A 14919-nucleotide genomic window follows, 5' to 3' on the forward strand; every position below is an offset into this window, starting at 1 on the left:
GGGCTCAGCGCTCACGTTGCGACAGCCACTCTTCGAGGTAGTGGATGTTGGTGCCGCCGGCCACGAAGTTGGCATCGACCATGATCTCGCGGTGCAGCGGGATGTTGGTCTTGATGCCCTCGACCACGGTCTCGGCCAGCGCGGTGCGCATGCGCGCCAGCGCCTGCTCGCGCGTGTCGCCGTGCACGATGATCTTGCCGATCATCGAGTCGTAGTTGGGCGGCACGAAGTAGTTGGCGTAGGCGTGCGAGTCCACGCGCACACCGGGCCCGCCCGGCGGGTGCCAGGTCGAGATGCGGCCTGGCGAAGGCGTGAACTTGTAGGGGTCTTCGGCGTTCACGCGGCACTCGATCGCATGGCCCTTGAGCTGGATCTGGCGCTGCGTGAACGGCAGCTTCTCGCCCGCGGCCACGGCGATCTGCGTGCGCACGATGTCGATGCCCGTGATCCATTCGGTCACCGGGTGCTCGACCTGCACGCGCGTGTTCATCTCGATGAAATAGAACTCGCCGTTCTCGAACAGGAACTCGAAGGTGCCCGCACCGCGGTAGCCGATCTTCTTGCAGGCCGCCGCGCAGCGCTCACCGATCTTCTCGATCAGGCGGCGCGGAATGCCCGGCGCCGGCGCTTCCTCGATCACCTTCTGGTGGCGCCGCTGCATGGAGCAGTCGCGCTCGCCCAGGTAGACGGCGTTGCGGTGCTGGTCGGCCAGCACCTGGATCTCGATGTGCCGCGGGTTCTGGAGAAACTTCTCCATGTAGACCTCGGCGTTGCCGAACGCGGCGCCGGCCTCGGCCTTGGTGGTCTGCACCGCGTGCAGCAGCGCGGCCTCGGTGTGCACCACGCGCATGCCGCGGCCACCGCCACCGCCCGCGGCCTTGATGATCACCGGGTAGCCGATGGCCTTGGCGGTGCGCTTGATCACCACCGGGTCGTCGGGCAATGCGCCGTCGGAGCCGGGCACGCAGGGCACCCCAGCACGGATCATGGCCTGCTTGGCCGAAACCTTGTCGCCCATGAGGCGGATCGAGTCGGGCGTGGGGCCGATGAAGGTGAAACCGCTCTTCTCGACGCGCTCGGCGAAATCGGCGTTCTCGCTCAGGAAGCCGTAGCCCGGATGGATGGCCTCGGCGTCGGTCACCTCGGCGGCCGAGATGATCGCGGGCATGTTCAGGTAGCTTTGCCCCGACTGCGCCGGACCGATGCACACCGCTTCTTCGGCGAGCTTGACGTACTTGGCATCGCGGTCGGCCTCGGAATAGACCATCACCGCCTTGATGCCCATCTCGCGGCAGGCGCGCTGGATGCGCAGCGCGATCTCGCCGCGGTTGGCGATCAGGATCTTCTTGAACATGGGTGAGCGGTCCTCACTCGATCACGAACAGCGGCTGGCCGTACTCGACCGCCTGGCCGTTCTGGACCAGGATCTGCGTCACCGTGCCGCTCTTGTCGGCCTCGATCTCGTTGAGGATCTTCATGGCCTCGACGATGCAGATGGTCTCGCCTTCCTTGACGGTGGAGCCCACTTCGACGAAAGGCTTTGCGCCGGGCGCGGAGGAGCGGTAGAACGTGCCGACCATGGGCGACTTGACCACGTGTCCGGTGGGCGCCGCGGGGGCGGCAACGGGCGCGGGTGCTGCAGCAACTTCCACGGCGGGAACCGCCGCCATGGGGGCGGGAGCGGGGGCCATGCTGTAGGTCACCGGCGCCGGCATGACCGCCGGGCTGGCCTTGACGATGCGGACCTTGCCTTCGGCCTCGGTGATCTCGAGCTCCGAGACGTTCGACTCCGACACCAGATCGATCAGAGTCTTAAGTTTTCGCAAATCCATGGTATCTCCAACGATTTCTGCACCAAATTGGCTCTATTGCATGCAATTTCGCGAAATCGCACAGCACCGGCCGGCGCAAGGGTGCAGCAGTGTACACGATGGGTTTCCCCGGATCCAAACGCCCATCACCCCGCACTTGGCAGGGCGATCAACGACGTTGGCGTGATTTCAGCGCTTCAGATGGATTTCGCCCAGCCCGCGAGGTCGTCGGGTTTGAGCTGGCCGATCTTGCGCTGGACGATGCCGCCCCCGGGCCCGAAGACCACGGTGAACGGCAGGCCGCCCGAGGGATTGCCGAGCTTGCGGCTCAGGTCGGCCCCCGCGAAGCCGGTCATGGCGACCGGGAATTCGAGCGGCAGCTTCTTGAGGAAGGCCTGCACGGCGTCCACCCGATCGACCGCGAGGCCAAGCAGCTGCCAGCCTTTGGCCGATTGCTCGCGCTGGAAGGCGTTGAGCATGGGCAGTTCCTCGATGCAGGGCGGACACCAGGTGGCCCAGAAGTTCACCAGCAGCGGCTTGCCGCGGTAGGGCGCCATCGCCAGCGGCTGGCCCTCGGGCGTGTCGAAGCGGGACGCCCAGAACTCGGCCTCCGTGCCATCGAGCACGGGTTGGGGGCGCCAGCGGCGCTCCGCCCAGAAGACCCCCGCGCCCGCGGCGGCCACCGCCACGCCGCCCGTGAGCAAGTGTCGGCGCTGCAGCTTCATGCCCGGCCCTCCGTGGCCAGCAGCGCACGCACCGCGGCCGCGTCGCCACGCGGCTTGCGGCCCTGGCTGTCGGGCTTGAGCGCGCCGCGCTGGGCATCGTGGTCGTGCACCAGCAGGTGCAACAGCACCCACTGGCCCAGCGCCTCGCTGCGGGTGCGCACGGTGAGCGCCTGCACCGCGTCGCCGCGCCAGTCGCTGGCGGTGCCGGGGTGGTAGTCCACGCGGTGGTCGATCAAGGCCCATTCGGCCTGCTTGGGGTCGTCACAGAAGAGGTGCATGTGAATGTCGCTGTGGCGCGTGGCCGTGCCGTGCCAGACGGCGCCGCCCAGGTGCGGGCGGAATGCCTGCAAACGATCCATCCAGACCAGCGCCAGTTCCCGCAGCGCGCGCAGCTCGCCGGGCTGGGTGTCGGCGCAGAACACGGCGATGTGCTCGCGCACGGCGGCTTCGAGCAGGTCGTTGTCGGGCAAGGCGGTGCGCGGCGGCAGGCCGAGTTGGCGGACCGCGGCGCGTTTGGCCGCGGCGTAGTCCTGCCCTTCGTCGACCACCAGACCGGCGGCCACGGCAGCGATTTCGGCAGCGGTGTCGTCTCGCGAAAGCATCCCGCATTGTGCCCGGGGCGCCAAACCTAGAATCCGCACATGCATATTCACATCCTGGGCATCTGCGGCACCTTCATGGGCGGTGTCGCGGCCCTGGCCCGCGAAGCGGGCCACCGCGTCACCGGCTGCGACGCCGGCGTCTACCCCCCCATGAGCGACCAGTTGCGGGCCCTGGGCATCGAGCTCATCGAAGGTTTCGGCGCCGAACAGATGGCGCTCCAGCCCGACGTCTGGGTGATCGGCAACGTGGTGAGCCGCGCGCGATTGGCCGACGGCTCGCCCAAGTTCCCGCTGATGGAAGCCATCCTCGACGCGGGCGCGCCCTACACCAGCGGGCCGCAGTGGCTGGCCGAAAACGTGCTGCAGGGGCGGCATGTGCTCGCGGTGGCCGGCACACACGGCAAGACCACCACCACCTCGATGCTGGCCTGGGTGCTCGACGCCTGCGGCCAGCAACCCGGTTTCCTGGTGGGCGGCGTGCCGATGAACTTCGGCGTCTCGGCCCGGCTCGGCGAGGGCAAGGCCTTCGTGATCGAGGCCGACGAGTACGACACCGCCTTCTTCGACAAGCGCAGCAAGTTCGTGCACTACCGCCCGCGCACGGCCGTGCTCAACAACCTCGAGTTCGACCACGCCGACATCTTCGACGACCTCAAGGCGATCGAGCGCCAGTTCCACCACCTGGTGCGCACCGTGCCCGCGAGTGGCCGTGTCGTGGTCAACGGCCTCGAAGAAAGCCTCACACGCGTGCTGCACCAGGGCTGCTGGAGCGAGGTCTGCAGCTTCGGCAGCGCGGTGAGCGACTTCACCGCCGAGGGCGAGCCGCACGACTTCGCGGTGCAGCGCAACGGCCGGCCCGTGGGCCGCGTGCAATGGGCACTGTCGGGCGTGCACAACCAGCTCAATGCGCTCGCGGCCATCGCCGCGGCCGAGCACCTGGGCGTGCCGCCGGCCGAGGCTGCGGCCGCGCTCGGGCGCTTCCAGAACGTGCGCCGCCGCATGGAGCTGCGCGGCAGCGTGGCGCGCGCGGGCGGCGACATCACTGTCTACGACGACTTCGCCCACCACCCCACGGCCATCCGCACCACGCTCGACGGCCTGGCGCGCCGCCTGGGCACACCGCGCGGGCGCATCCTTGCGGTGTTCGAGCCGCGCAGCAACACCATGAAGCTGGGCACCATGAAGTCGCAACTGCCCTGGAGCCTGGAGAACGCCGACCTGGCTTTCTGCCATTCGGGCGGGCTCGACTGGGATGCGGCCGAGGCACTGGCCCCCATGGGCGCGCGCGCGGCGGTGGCCGCCAACATCGACACCCTGGTGCAGCAGGTGGTGCAGGCCGCGCGCGGCGGCGACCACATCGTCTGCATGAGCAACGGCGGCTTCGGGGGCATCCACGAGCGCCTGCTGAAGGCGCTCAAGACCTGAAGGCCCGCGCGCCGGCTCAGTAAGCCAGCGCCTGGCCGGGCACGTCCACCGTGATGACCGGCTTGGCCAGGGCCGCGCTCGCGGCGCGCGCATAGGCCAGCGCCCATTCGCGGTGGCCCGGATCGCGGAAGTGGTCCTGCCCCGCCGCCTGCGCGATGCACAGGATCTTGTCGACCGTGAGCACCTTGCCCGTGGCGCGCAGCGGCTCGCAACCCATCTGCGTGAACTGCTCGTCGAGCCACTGCCTTGCCTGGTCGTGTGGCATGGGCTGTACCTCCTCGAGATCGATGCGGTAGGCGGCGGGCTCGCCCCAGGTGACGGTGACTTGGCTGCGCATGGGGGCTCCTCGGCTGGTCTGCAATGTCGGGGCATTGTGCCCCGCCACCGCCGCGCGCTGCTCCGGGCAAGCCCCGATGCGAGCTCAGCCGCGCGAGGCTTTCACCGCGGCCGACAGCAGCTCGAGCGCCTGCAGCGAATCGCTCCAGCCCAGGCAGGCGTCGGTGATGCTCTGGCCATAGCGCAAGGCCGACGGGTCGTCCTTGCCCGGCGTGAACTTCTGGGCACCGGCCTCGATGTGGCTTTCGATCATCACGCCGAAGACCGAGCGGCTGCCGCCCGCGATCTGGCCCGCGATGTCGCGCGCCACGTCGAGCTGCTTCTCGTGCTGCTTGCTGCTGTTGGCGTGGCTGCAGTCGATCATGAGGCGCGGCACCTGCTTGGCGGCCTCGAGGTCTTTCACCGCGCTCGCCACGCTCGCGGCGTCGTAGTTGGGCGCCTTGCCACCACGCAGGATCACGTGGCAGTCCTTGTTGCCCTTGGTCTGCACGATGGCGACCTGACCGTTCTTGTGCACCGACAGGAAGTGGTGGCCACGGCCCGCCGCCTGAATGGCGTCGGTCGCGATCTTGATGTTGCCGTCGGTACCGTTCTTGAAGCCGATCGGGGCCGACAGGCCCGAGGCCAGTTCGCGGTGCACCTGGCTCTCGGTGGTGCGCGCGCCGATCGCGCCCCAGCTGATCAGGTCGCCGATGTACTGGGGCGAGATCACGTCGAGGAACTCGCTGCCCGCGGGCAGGCCCAGGCGGTTGATCTCGATCAGCAGCTGGCGCGCGATGCGCAGGCCTTCGTCGATGCGGTAGCTCTCGTCGAGGTAGGGGTCGTTGATCAGCCCCTTCCAACCCACGGTGGTGCGCGGCTTCTCGAAGTACACGCGCATCACGATCTCCAGCGTGTCGGCGTACTGGTCGCGCAGCGGCTTCAGGCGGCGCGCGTAATCGAGCGCGGCGGCCGGGTCGTGGATCGAGCATGGGCCGATCACCACGAGCAGCCGGTCGTCCTTGCCGTGCAGGATGCGGTGGATGCGGTGGCGGGTCTGGCTGATCAGCGCTTCGGTCGGCGTGCCGGCGATCGGGAAGAAGCGGATGAGGTGTTCGGGCGGGGGAAGCACGGTGATGTCCTGAATGCGTTCGTCGTCGGTCTCGCTGGTTTTGTCGAGAGGACGCGCATACCAGGCGTCGCTGGCGGCGGAGGTGGCTTTGGCGTTCATCATGGGCTCCAGGGTGGGTTTGGGGGAATACGGCGAATGGGCGAAAAAAAACCGCCGGGCTTTGGGGGCCCGGCGGTTTCTGTTCGAGATTCTTGGCGCGCTTACGACTTCGCCTCTCGTCCGCCGGGGACAGAGAACCAAAAGTAAAAAGCGAAGTAAGCGGAGCGCGAAACCATGGCCGGCAATGTAGCACAGGCGATCGGGGGGCTGCGCTCAGCCGGCCAGACCGGTGGTTTTGAGCAACACACCGAGCAGCGCGCAGGCCGCGATCACGGCAATGACACCCAGCTTGAACCGCAGCAGGGCGAGCGCGGCCAGCGCTGCAATCAGCAGGGCCGCCACGTCCACCGGCCCGCCGGGCACGGGCCAGGCGATGTGCACCAGGAAGAACAGCCCCAGGCTCGCGATCACGCCCACCACCGCGGCCGTGATGGCCGTGAGCGGCGCGGTGAAGCCGAGCTGTCCGTGCGTGCGCTCCACCAGCGGCCCGCCCGCGAGGATGAAGATGAACGAGGGCAGGAAGGTGAACCAGGTGACCACGCAGGCGGCGAGCGCCGCGCCGAGAAAGCGCGCCTCTGGCCCCAGGACACCGGTGTGCCAGCCGCCCAGAAAGCCCACGAAGGCCACCACCATGATCAGCGGTCCGGGCGTGGTTTCACCGAGCGCGAGCCCGTCGATCATCTGCGGTCCGCTGAGCCAGCCGTGCTGTACCACCGCACCCTGGTACACGTAGGGCAGCACCGCGTAGGCGCCGCCGAAGGTGAGCAGCGCGGCCTTCGAAAAGAACAGGCCCATGGTGGGCAGCGTGCCCTGCAGGCCCTGCCAGGCCAGCAGAACGCCCATGGGCAGCAGCCACAACGCGGCGCCCGCGAACAGCACGCGCAGCAGGCGCGGCCGCGTGAAGCGCGCGTGCTGGGGCGTGGGGGTGTCGTCGTCGATCAGCGCGGGCGGGTGCTGGCTGCCGTCGGCCGCGGCGCGCCCGTGGCCACCCGCAGGCAGGAACTGCGCAGGCGCCACGCGCCCGCCCAGCCAGCCCAAGGCCAGCGCCGACAGCACCACAAGCGGAAACGGCAGCTTGAGCAGCGCGATCGCCACGAAGCTGCCGATGGCCAGCGCCCAGAGCCAGGGCGCGCGGCGCGGGCTGCGCAGCACACGCCCGCCGATGCGCCAGACCGCCTGCAGCACGATCGCCGCCACCGCGGGCTTGATGCCGTAGAGCAGGCCTGCGACCCAGCCGACCTGCCCGTACACCACATAGACCCAGCTCAGGCCGATGAGCAGCAGCAGCGAAGGCAGCACGAACAGCGCACCCGCCACGATGCCGCCCCAGCTGCGGTGCATCAGCCAGCCGATGTAGGTCGCGAGCTGCTGCGCCTCGGGGCCGGGCAGCAGCATGCAGTAGTTGAGCGCGTGCAGGAAGCGGCGCTCGCTGATCCAGCGCCGCTGCTCCACGAGCTCGCGGTGCATCACCGCGATCTGGCCGGCCGGGCCGCCGAAGCTGATGAAGCCGAGCTTGAGCCAGAAGCGCAGGGCCTGGCCGAACGGCACGGCCCCGCGCGCGCTCACGCCGTGCCGCCGACCGTGAGGCCTTCGATGCGCAGCGTGGGCTGGCCCACGCCCACGGGCACGCTCTGGCCTTCCTTGCCGCAGGTGCCCACGCCGGTGTCGAGGCGCATGTCGTTGCCGATCATGCTCACGCGCTTGAGCGCGTCGGGGCCGTTGCCCACCAGCGTGGCGCCCTTGACCGGGTACTGGATCTTGCCGTTCTCGACCCAGAAGGCCTGGCTGGCCGAGAACACGAACTTGCCGCTCGTGATGTCGACCTGCCCGCCACCGAAGTTGGTCGCGTACAGGCCCTTCTTGATGCTCGCCACGATCTCGTCGGGGTGCTTGTCGCCCGCGAGCATGTAGGTGTTGGTCATGCGCGGCATGGGCGTGTGCGCGTAGCTCTCGCGGCGGCCGTTGCCCGTGGGCTTGACGCCCATCAGGCGCGCGTTCATCGCGTCCTGGATGTAGCCGCGCAGGATGCCGTCTTCGATCAGCACGTTGCGCTGCGAGGCGTTGCCTTCGTCGTCCACGTTGAGCGAGCCGCGGCGGTCGGCGATGGTGCCGTCGTCGAGCACGGTCACGCCCTTGGCCGCCACGCGCTGGCCGATCAGGCCCGCGAACGCGCTCGAGCCCTTGCGGTTGAAATCGCCTTCGAGGCCGTGGCCCACGGCCTCGTGCAGCAGGATGCCGGGCCAGCCGCTGCCCAGCACCACCACCATCTCGCCCGCGGGCGCGGGACGCGAATCGAGGTTGGTGAGGGCCTGCTGCACCGCCTCGTCGACGTAGCTCTGCACCATGGCGTCGTCGAAATAGGCCAGGCCGAAGCGGCCACCGCCGCCCGAGCTGCCCATTTCGCGGCGGCCGTTCTGCTCGGCGATCACGGTGACGGACAGGCGGATCAGCGGCCGAACGTCGGCAGCGAGCGTGCCGTCGGCGCGCGCCACCAGCACCACGTCGTGCTCGGCCGCGAGGCCGGCCATCACCTGCACCACGCGCGGGTCCTGGGCCTTGGCCAGGCGCTCCACTTTTTCGAGCAGCGCCACCTTGGCATTGCTGTCGAGCGAGGCGATCGGATCGACGCCGGCGTAGAGCGAGCGCGACTTGGCGACCTTGGCCGTGGCGACCTTGACCTTCTTCGCCTGGCCCTGGCCCGAGATGCTGCGCACCGCGCGCGCGGCGTCGATCAGCGAGTCCCAGGACAGGTCGTCGGAGTACGCGAAGGCGGTCTTTTCGCCGCTCACCGCGCGCACGCCCACGCCCTGCTCGATGCTGAAGCTGCCGGTTTTGACGATGCCTTCCTCGAGGCTCCAGCCCTCGTTGCGCGTGGCCTGGAAGTACAGGTCGGCGTCGTCCACCCCGTGCGAGCGGATTTCCGCCAGCGCCTTGTGCAGGTGGGCGGTGGTGAGGCCGAAGGGTTCGAGCAGCAGCTGCTCGGCGGTGGCCAGGCGGGCCAGGGTGGGTTCGCGCGCGATCATGGGGGCCATTGTAGGAAGCGCGCGCCCGCGCGCGCGGCTCAGGGTTTTGGCAGGCCGCCGGGGTGGTCGCGCATCCAGTGCAGCAGCGCGCCGTCGTCCTCGCCAGCCATGCCGTCGCCCAGGGCGGCGGCGAACACGGCGCTGGCCAGCGGCCCGAGCACGCCCTCGTGGCCGGCCGAGCGGCCCGCGGCCACGGCGAGCCGGGTGTCCTTGGCCAGCAGGGTCATGTGGGCGCGCGGCGCGGTGTCACCGGCCAGCGCGCGGCCCAGGCGGTCGCCGCCGATCCAGCTTTGGCCGCTGGAGCGCTCGATCACATCGAGCGTGCCGCGCGGGTCCAGGCCCAGGCGCTCGGCCAGCGCGATGGCCTCGGCCGCGCCCGCGAGGTTGATGCCCGCGAGCAGGTTGTTCACGAGCTTGGTGCGCGCCCCGTCGCCCACGCGCTCGCCCACGCGGAACACCGCGTTCGACAGGTCGCCGATCAGGCGCGCGTGGCGATCGACCACGCCGGCCGGCCCCGCGAGCATCAGGCTCATGGTGCCGGCGCGCGCCCGGGCGGGGCCGCCCGACATTGGCGCGTCGAGCGTGTGCACGCCCTGCCCGGCCAGGCGCAGCGCGATCGCCTCCACGTCTTCGGGCGCGATGGTGGGGCACAGCAGCACGGTCTGACCCGCGCGCAGCGCCGCGGCCGCACCGGCCGCACCCCACAGCACTTCGCGGCATTGGGCCGCGTCGACCACCACGACGGCCAGCAAGCCACCCTCGCCCAGCGTGGCTGCGGCGGCGTGCGGCGTGTCGCACACGGTGGCGCCGGCCTCGCGCGCCTCGCGCTGGCGCAACGGGTCGATGTCGCACACGGCCACGGGCCAGCCGCGCTCGCGCAGGCGCTGCACCATGGCGCCGCCCATGATGCCGGCACCCACGAAGGCCACGGGATCGAGAAGGTTCATGTGGGGACGAGCCGCTTGGCCCGGGAAATCGACAGCAACATGCCCAGGCCCACGCCCATGGTGACCATGGCGGTGCCGCCGTAGCTCACGAAGGGCAGCGGCACGCCCACCACCGGCAGGATGCCGCTGACCATGCCCATGTTGACGAAGGCGTAGACGAAGATGTTGAGCGTGAGCGCGCCCGCCAGCAGGCGCGCGAACAGCGTGGGCGCTTCGGCCGCGATCATCAGCCCGCGGCCGATCAGCGCCGTGAAGCCCGCGAGCAGCAGCAGCACGCCGAGCAGGCCGAACTCCTCGGAGAAGGCGGCGTAGATGAAGTCGGTGGTGCGCTCGGGAATGAACTCGAGGTGGGTCTGCGTGCCCTGCATGAAGCCCTTGCCCCAGACGCCGCCCGAGCCGATAGCGATCATGCCCTGGATGATGTGGAAGCCCTTGCCCAGCGGGTCCTTGGTGGGGTCGAGCAGGGTGCACACGCGCTGGCGCTGGTATTCGTGCAGCACGTGCCAGTCGACCCCCGGCGCGCACCACGACGACTCGTTGGTGATCAGCACCACGACGCCGACAGCCGCGATCAGCACCGGCGGAATGATGAGCTTCCAGCTCAGTCCGGCGAAAAAGATCACCGCCAGGCCCGAAGCCACCACCAGCAGCGTGGTGCCGAGATCGGGTTGCTTGAGGATCAGGGCCGCGGGCACCGCGAGGATCAGTCCCGCGACCAGGAAGTCGGCCGCCTTGAGCTGCCCTTCGCGCCGGTGGAACCACCAGGCCAGCATCATGGGCATGGCGATCTTCATGAGCTCGCTGGGCTGGATCACGGTCACGCCGACGTCGAGCCAGCGCTGCGCGCCCTTGCGCACGATGCCCGCCACCTCCACCCCCAGCAGCAGCACCACGCCCACCACGTACAGCGGCAGTGCCAGGCGCATGAGGCGCTGCGGCGGGATCTGCGAGAACACCAGCATCACGGTGGCGCCGATCAGCATGTTGCGGCTGTGCTGGGCGAAGCGCGAGCCGTGGTCGAAGCCCACCGAGTACATGGTCGTCAGGCCCAGCGCCGCCATGAACAGCACGATGGTGATCAGCGGCCAGTCGAAGCCCTTGAGGAAGGGCACGATCCGCTGCATCAGGCTGGGTTTTTCGATCACGATGGCCATGGCCGGCGATTATCCTGCGGCCATGGACACCCCGGTCTTCGAGCCCCTCACCGAACCCGTCACCCACCTGCTCTACCTGCACGGCTTCCGCTCCTCGCCGCTGTCGCAGAAGGCGCAGCTGGTGGCCGAGCGCGTGGCGCGCGAGCATCCGGGCGTCACCTGGTGGTGCCCGCCCCTGCCGCCCTCGCCGCGCGAGGCCATGGGCCTGGTCAGTGCGGGCGTGGCGGGCTGGCCGCGCGCGCGCATGGCCGTGGTGGGCTCGTCGCTGGGCGGCTTCTACGCGCGCTGGCTGGCGCTGCACACGGGCTGCCGCGCCGCCCTGCTCAACCCCGCACCGCGGCCGGCCGACAGCCTGGCGGCCCACATCGGCGAGCACAGCACCTGGCAAAAGCCCGACGAGCACTTCTTCTTCGAGGCCCGCTTCGTCGACGAGCTGCGCGCGCAGGAGACCGACATCACGCGCCTGGCGCTGCAGCACCCGGCCACGCCCGAACGGCTGTTCGCCCTCATCGCCCAGGGCGACGAGCTGCTCGACTGGCGCGAGATGCAGGCCTTCGCCGCGGGCGGGCAGATCCGCCTGCTGGAACACAGCGACCACGCGATCAGCGACTTCGATCGGCACATCGACGCCTTGTTCGCGTTTCTGCGCCTGGCCTGAGCGCGGGGCCGCGAGGCGGAATGGGACAATGCCGCCCATGCACATCCTGTTCGACGAGGCCGGCAAGTTCCTGACCGGCCGATTGATGTCCGAGGCCGAGAGTTCGATGCAGGTCGAACTCGACTCGGGCAAGCGCGTGAAAGTGAAAGCGGCCAACGCGCTGCTGCGCTTCGACAAACCCGCCCCGGCCGAGCTCATGGCCGAGGCCGCACAGATCGCCCAGACCCTGGAGCTCGAGCTCGCCTACGAATTCGCGCCCGACGACGAATTCGGCTTCGCCGACCTGGCGCGCGAGTACTTCAGCGCCCAGGCCAGCCCCGCCCAGCAGGTGGCCGCGCTGCTCACGCTGCAGGGCGCGCCGCACTATTTCCGTCGCGCGGGCAAGGGCCGCTTCAAGAAGGCGCCGCCCGAGATCGTGGCCCAGGCCCTGGCCGCGATCGAGAAGAAGCAGCAGTTGCAGGCGCAGATCGAGGCCTGGACCGAAGAACTGGTGCAGGGCCGCTGCCCGCCGCCGGTGCTCGACCAGCTCTACCGCATCCTCTTCAAGCCCGACAAGAACGGCCCCGAGTACAAGGCCGTGGTCGAGGCCGCCAAGCGCAGCCTGACCGCGCCGCTCGCGCTCCTGCAGCAGGCTGGCGCGATCCGCAGCGCCTACCAGTTCCACTGGCAGCGCTTCCTGTTCGAGCACTTTCCCAAGGGCACAGGCTTCGCGGCCATGCAGGCGCCCGCCATCACCGACGACCTGCCGCTCGCGCCGGTGCAGGCCGTCTCCATCGACGACTCGGCCACCACCGAGATCGACGACGCGCTCTCGCTGCAGGGCCTGGGCACGGGCACGGTCACGCTGGGCATCCACATCGCGGCGCCGGGCCTGGCCATCACGCCCGACAGCGTGCTCGATCAGATCGCGCGCCACCGCCTGTCCACCGTCTACATGCCGGGCCACAAGATCACCATGCTGCCCGACGCCGTGGTGCAGGCCTACACGCTGCAGGAGGGGCGCGACTGCCCCGCGGTGTCGCTCTACGTGGTGTTCGACGAAGCCACGCTCGAGGTGCGCGACAGCCGCACCGCGCTCGAACGCGTGCCCATCGTGCGCAACCTGCGCCACGACAAGCTGGACGCCGTCATCACCGAGGCCTGGCTGGGCGGCGCACCGAGTGCCGACGCACCCGCCGATCTCGCCGCGCTGCAGCCCATGCTGGCCTTCCTGCACCGTTTCGCGCAGCACCACAAGGCGCAGCGCGAGGTGGTGCGCGGCAAGCCCGAAACCTTCACGCGGCCCGACTACACCTTCAAGCTCGACGGCGTGCAGGGCGACGAACCCGATGGCAGCGAGCGCGTGCTCATCGGCACGCGCTCGCGCGGCGCCCCCCTCGACCTGATCGTGGCCGAGGCCATGATCCTGGCCAACAAGACCTGGGGCCAGTGGCTCGCCGACTGCGGCGTGCCCGGCATCTACCGCAGCCAGGCCAGCCTGCTGCCTGGCATCAAGGTGCGCATGGGCACCAAGGCGCTGCCGCACGCGGGCATCGGGGTCAAGTGCTACACCTGGGCCACCTCGCCGCTGCGCCGCTACGTGGACCTGGTCAACCAGTGGCAGATCATTGCCTGCGCGCGCCACGGCAAGACCGCCGCGCTGGCCGCGCCCTTCAAGCCCAAGGACGCCAACCTGTTCGCGGTCATCAGCGCCTTTGACGCCGCCTACAGCGCCTACAACGGCTTCCAGGGCGGCATGGAGCGCTACTGGACGCTGCAGTACCTGCGGCAGAACGCCATCACCGAGCTCAGCGCCACCCTCATCAAGGACGGCCTGGTGCGCGCCGACACCCTGCCCCTGGTGCTGCCCGTGCTGGGCGCCGAGGGCCTGCCGCGAGGCGCCCGCCTGCGCGTGCGCCTGGGCCAGGCCGACGACATCACCCTGGAGATCTCGGGCACCGTGATCGAACGCCTGGACCCGCCGGTGGACAGCGCCGCCGCGCTCGACACCGAGGCCGAGGCCGAGGACGAGGAGGAACCGCTCGGCGCCCCGCTGGCGCTGGCCATCGACGTGAACGACGCCCAGCCCGACAACGCCGCTGCGGCACCCGACGAGAACGGATAATCCGCCGCGTGAAGCCCGACCGCGTGAAGCCCGCCCGCGCGCCCTCGCGCCCCGCCCCGTCGGCGGTGGCCCGCCGGCTGCGCAACCTGAGCACCCTGCAGCTCGCGCTGCTGGTGTCGCTCGGTGTTCACGCGGCGCTGCTGACGGTGCGTTTCGTGGGCCCCGAGCGCATCGAGCGCGTCTTCAAGGACACGCCGCTCGAAGTCATCCTGGTGAACGCGCGCAGCGACCAGCGCCCCGAGAAGGCCCAGGCCATCGCCCAGGCCTCGCTCGCGGGCGGCGGCGACGCCGAACGCGGCCGCGCCACCTCGCCGCTGCCGCCCTCGGCCATCGCGCGCCTGGGCGACGCGCCCGACGAAGAAGCCCGACGCATCGAGGCGCTGCGCGAACAGCAGGACCGCCTGCTGGCCCAGGTGCGTTCGGCGCTCGCGGCCATGCCGCCACCCGAGAAGGCCAGCGCCCAGCCCAGCCCCGAAGCGCGCGAGCGCGAGCAGAAGCGCCAGGCGCTGGTCAAGATCCTGGCCGAGATCGAAAAGCGCATCAACGAAGAGAACGCGCGGCCCAAGAAGCGCTACATCAGCCCGGCCACGCGCGAGGCCGTGTACGCCGTGTACTACGACAGCCTGCGCCGGCGCATCGAGCAGCACGGCACGGCCAACTTCCCCGAGGCCAACGGCCGCAAGCTCTATGGCGAGCTCACCATGCTGATCACCGTGAACCACACCGGCCAGGTGCTCGAGAGCGAGGTGGTGCAGGGCTCGGGCAACGCCCTGCTCGACCGCCGTGCCCAGGCCATCGTGCGCGGCCTCATGTTCGGCCGCTTCAGCGACGCCATGCGCCGCCAGGCCGACCAGATCCTGGTGGTCTCCCGTTTCCGCTTCACGCGCGAAGACGGCCTGCAGACCCAGCTCTCGGGCCAGTAGT

General features: G+C 69.9%; 14 protein-coding genes. 4 read left to right on the forward strand and 10 right to left on the reverse strand.

The window, feature by feature from the left end:
• Positions 1–4: 4 nt before the first annotated feature.
• The 4 genes from accC to G9Q37_RS12525 form a co-directional block, all read right to left on the reverse strand.
• Positions 5–1354 (reverse strand): acetyl-CoA carboxylase biotin carboxylase subunit, encoded by a 1350-nt coding sequence (accC, locus tag G9Q37_RS12510; RefSeq protein WP_166227508.1) that lies wholly within the window; start codon positions 1352–1354, stop codon positions 5–7.
• A 13-nt stretch (positions 1355–1367) separates the two neighbouring features.
• Entirely contained in the window at positions 1368–1832 is a 465-nt protein-coding gene (gene accB, locus G9Q37_RS12515; RefSeq protein ID WP_166227509.1) for an acetyl-CoA carboxylase biotin carboxyl carrier protein, read from the reverse strand.
• 176 nt (positions 1833–2008) lie between these two features.
• Positions 2009–2536, reverse strand: a complete 528-nt coding sequence (locus G9Q37_RS12520) for a TlpA family protein disulfide reductase (RefSeq protein WP_166227510.1) — start codon at positions 2534–2536, stop codon at positions 2009–2011.
• Positions 2533–3138 carry a hypothetical protein gene (locus tag G9Q37_RS12525; protein WP_166227511.1) on the reverse strand — a complete coding sequence of 202 codons (606 nt, stop codon included), beginning with the start codon at positions 3136–3138 and terminating at the stop codon, positions 2533–2535. Before G9Q37_RS12525 ends, G9Q37_RS12520 begins: the two co-directional genes overlap by 4 nt.
• 39 nt (positions 3139–3177) lie before the next feature.
• On the opposite strand from G9Q37_RS12525, the gene mpl reads away from it, so the two are divergent.
• Positions 3178–4563, forward strand: a complete 1386-nt coding sequence (gene mpl, locus G9Q37_RS12530) for a UDP-N-acetylmuramate:L-alanyl-gamma-D-glutamyl-meso-diaminopimelate ligase (protein WP_166227512.1) — start codon at positions 3178–3180, stop codon at positions 4561–4563.
• Between the two features lie 16 nt (positions 4564–4579).
• On the opposite strand, the gene G9Q37_RS12535 is transcribed toward mpl, so the two are convergent.
• The 6 genes from G9Q37_RS12535 to rodA all read right to left on the reverse strand — a co-directional run bounded on the left by G9Q37_RS12535 (position 4580) and on the right by rodA (position 11233).
• Positions 4580–4900 (reverse strand): hypothetical protein, encoded by a 321-nt coding sequence (locus tag G9Q37_RS12535; protein WP_166227513.1) that lies wholly within the window; start codon positions 4898–4900, stop codon positions 4580–4582.
• 84 nt (positions 4901–4984) lie between these two features.
• Positions 4985–6109, reverse strand: coding sequence for a 3-deoxy-7-phosphoheptulonate synthase (locus G9Q37_RS12540; protein WP_166231267.1), 1125 nt, complete (start codon positions 6107–6109; stop codon positions 4985–4987).
• A gap of 213 nt (positions 6110–6322) precedes the next feature.
• Positions 6323–7675: a chromate efflux transporter gene (gene chrA, locus G9Q37_RS12545; RefSeq protein ID WP_166227514.1), complete on the reverse strand. Its 1353-nt coding sequence runs from the start codon at positions 7673–7675 to the stop codon at positions 6323–6325.
• Entirely contained in the window at positions 7672–9132 is a 1461-nt protein-coding gene (tldD, locus tag G9Q37_RS12550; RefSeq protein WP_166227515.1) for a metalloprotease TldD, read from the reverse strand. Before tldD ends, chrA begins: the two co-directional genes overlap by 4 nt.
• A gap of 38 nt (positions 9133–9170) precedes the next feature.
• Positions 9171–10079, reverse strand: a complete 909-nt coding sequence (locus G9Q37_RS12555; RefSeq protein ID WP_166227516.1) for an NAD(P)-dependent oxidoreductase — start codon at positions 10077–10079, stop codon at positions 9171–9173.
• Complete coding sequence (gene rodA / locus G9Q37_RS12560; RefSeq protein WP_166227517.1) at positions 10076–11233, reverse strand: rod shape-determining protein RodA; 1158 nt, start codon at positions 11231–11233, stop codon at positions 10076–10078. Before rodA ends, G9Q37_RS12555 begins: the two co-directional genes overlap by 4 nt.
• Positions 11234–11255: 22 nt before the next feature.
• Between rodA and G9Q37_RS12565 the strand changes: the two genes are divergently transcribed.
• The 3 genes from G9Q37_RS12565 to G9Q37_RS12575 all read left to right on the forward strand — a co-directional run bounded on the left by G9Q37_RS12565 (position 11256) and on the right by G9Q37_RS12575 (position 14918).
• Complete coding sequence (locus G9Q37_RS12565) at positions 11256–11891, forward strand: YqiA/YcfP family alpha/beta fold hydrolase (RefSeq protein ID WP_166227518.1); 636 nt, start codon at positions 11256–11258, stop codon at positions 11889–11891.
• Between the two features lie 37 nt (positions 11892–11928).
• Positions 11929–13995, forward strand: a complete 2067-nt coding sequence (locus G9Q37_RS12570; RefSeq protein ID WP_166227519.1) for a ribonuclease catalytic domain-containing protein — start codon at positions 11929–11931, stop codon at positions 13993–13995.
• Between the two features lie 77 nt (positions 13996–14072).
• Positions 14073–14918, forward strand: coding sequence for an energy transducer TonB (locus G9Q37_RS12575; RefSeq protein ID WP_166231273.1), 846 nt, complete (start codon positions 14073–14075; stop codon positions 14916–14918).
• Position 14919 lies beyond the last annotated feature (1 nt).

Source organism: Hydrogenophaga crocea, from assembly GCF_011388215.1.
GTDB lineage: Bacteria > Pseudomonadota > Gammaproteobacteria > Burkholderiales > Burkholderiaceae_C > Hydrogenophaga > Hydrogenophaga crocea.

What these genes read in the sequence shown, in the direction of transcription:
- accC (WP_166227508.1), bottom strand. Translation starts at nt 1,354, where the DNA reads ATGTTCAAGAAGATCCTGATCGCCAACCGCGGCGAGATCGCGCTGCGC.
- accB (WP_166227509.1), bottom strand. Translation starts at nt 1,832, where the DNA reads ATGGATTTGCGAAAACTTAAGACTCTGATCGATCTGGTGTCGGAGTCG.
- G9Q37_RS12520 (WP_166227510.1), bottom strand. Translation starts at nt 2,536, where the DNA reads ATGAAGCTGCAGCGCCGACACTTGCTCACGGGCGGCGTGGCGGTGGCC.
- G9Q37_RS12525 (WP_166227511.1), bottom strand. Translation starts at nt 3,138, where the DNA reads ATGCTTTCGCGAGACGACACCGCTGCCGAAATCGCTGCCGTGGCCGCC.
- mpl (WP_166227512.1), top strand. Translation starts at nt 3,178, where the DNA reads ATGCATATTCACATCCTGGGCATCTGCGGCACCTTCATGGGCGGTGTC.
- G9Q37_RS12535 (WP_166227513.1), bottom strand. Translation starts at nt 4,900, where the DNA reads ATGCGCAGCCAAGTCACCGTCACCTGGGGCGAGCCCGCCGCCTACCGC.
- G9Q37_RS12540 (WP_166231267.1), bottom strand. Translation starts at nt 6,109, where the DNA reads ATGAACGCCAAAGCCACCTCCGCCGCCAGCGACGCCTGGTATGCGCGT.
- tldD (WP_166227515.1), bottom strand. Translation starts at nt 9,132, where the DNA reads ATGATCGCGCGCGAACCCACCCTGGCCCGCCTGGCCACCGCCGAGCAG.
- G9Q37_RS12555 (WP_166227516.1), bottom strand. Translation starts at nt 10,079, where the DNA reads ATGAACCTTCTCGATCCCGTGGCCTTCGTGGGTGCCGGCATCATGGGC.
- rodA (WP_166227517.1), bottom strand. Translation starts at nt 11,233, where the DNA reads ATGGCCATCGTGATCGAAAAACCCAGCCTGATGCAGCGGATCGTGCCC.
- G9Q37_RS12565 (WP_166227518.1), top strand. Translation starts at nt 11,256, where the DNA reads ATGGACACCCCGGTCTTCGAGCCCCTCACCGAACCCGTCACCCACCTG.
- G9Q37_RS12570 (WP_166227519.1), top strand. Translation starts at nt 11,929, where the DNA reads ATGCACATCCTGTTCGACGAGGCCGGCAAGTTCCTGACCGGCCGATTG.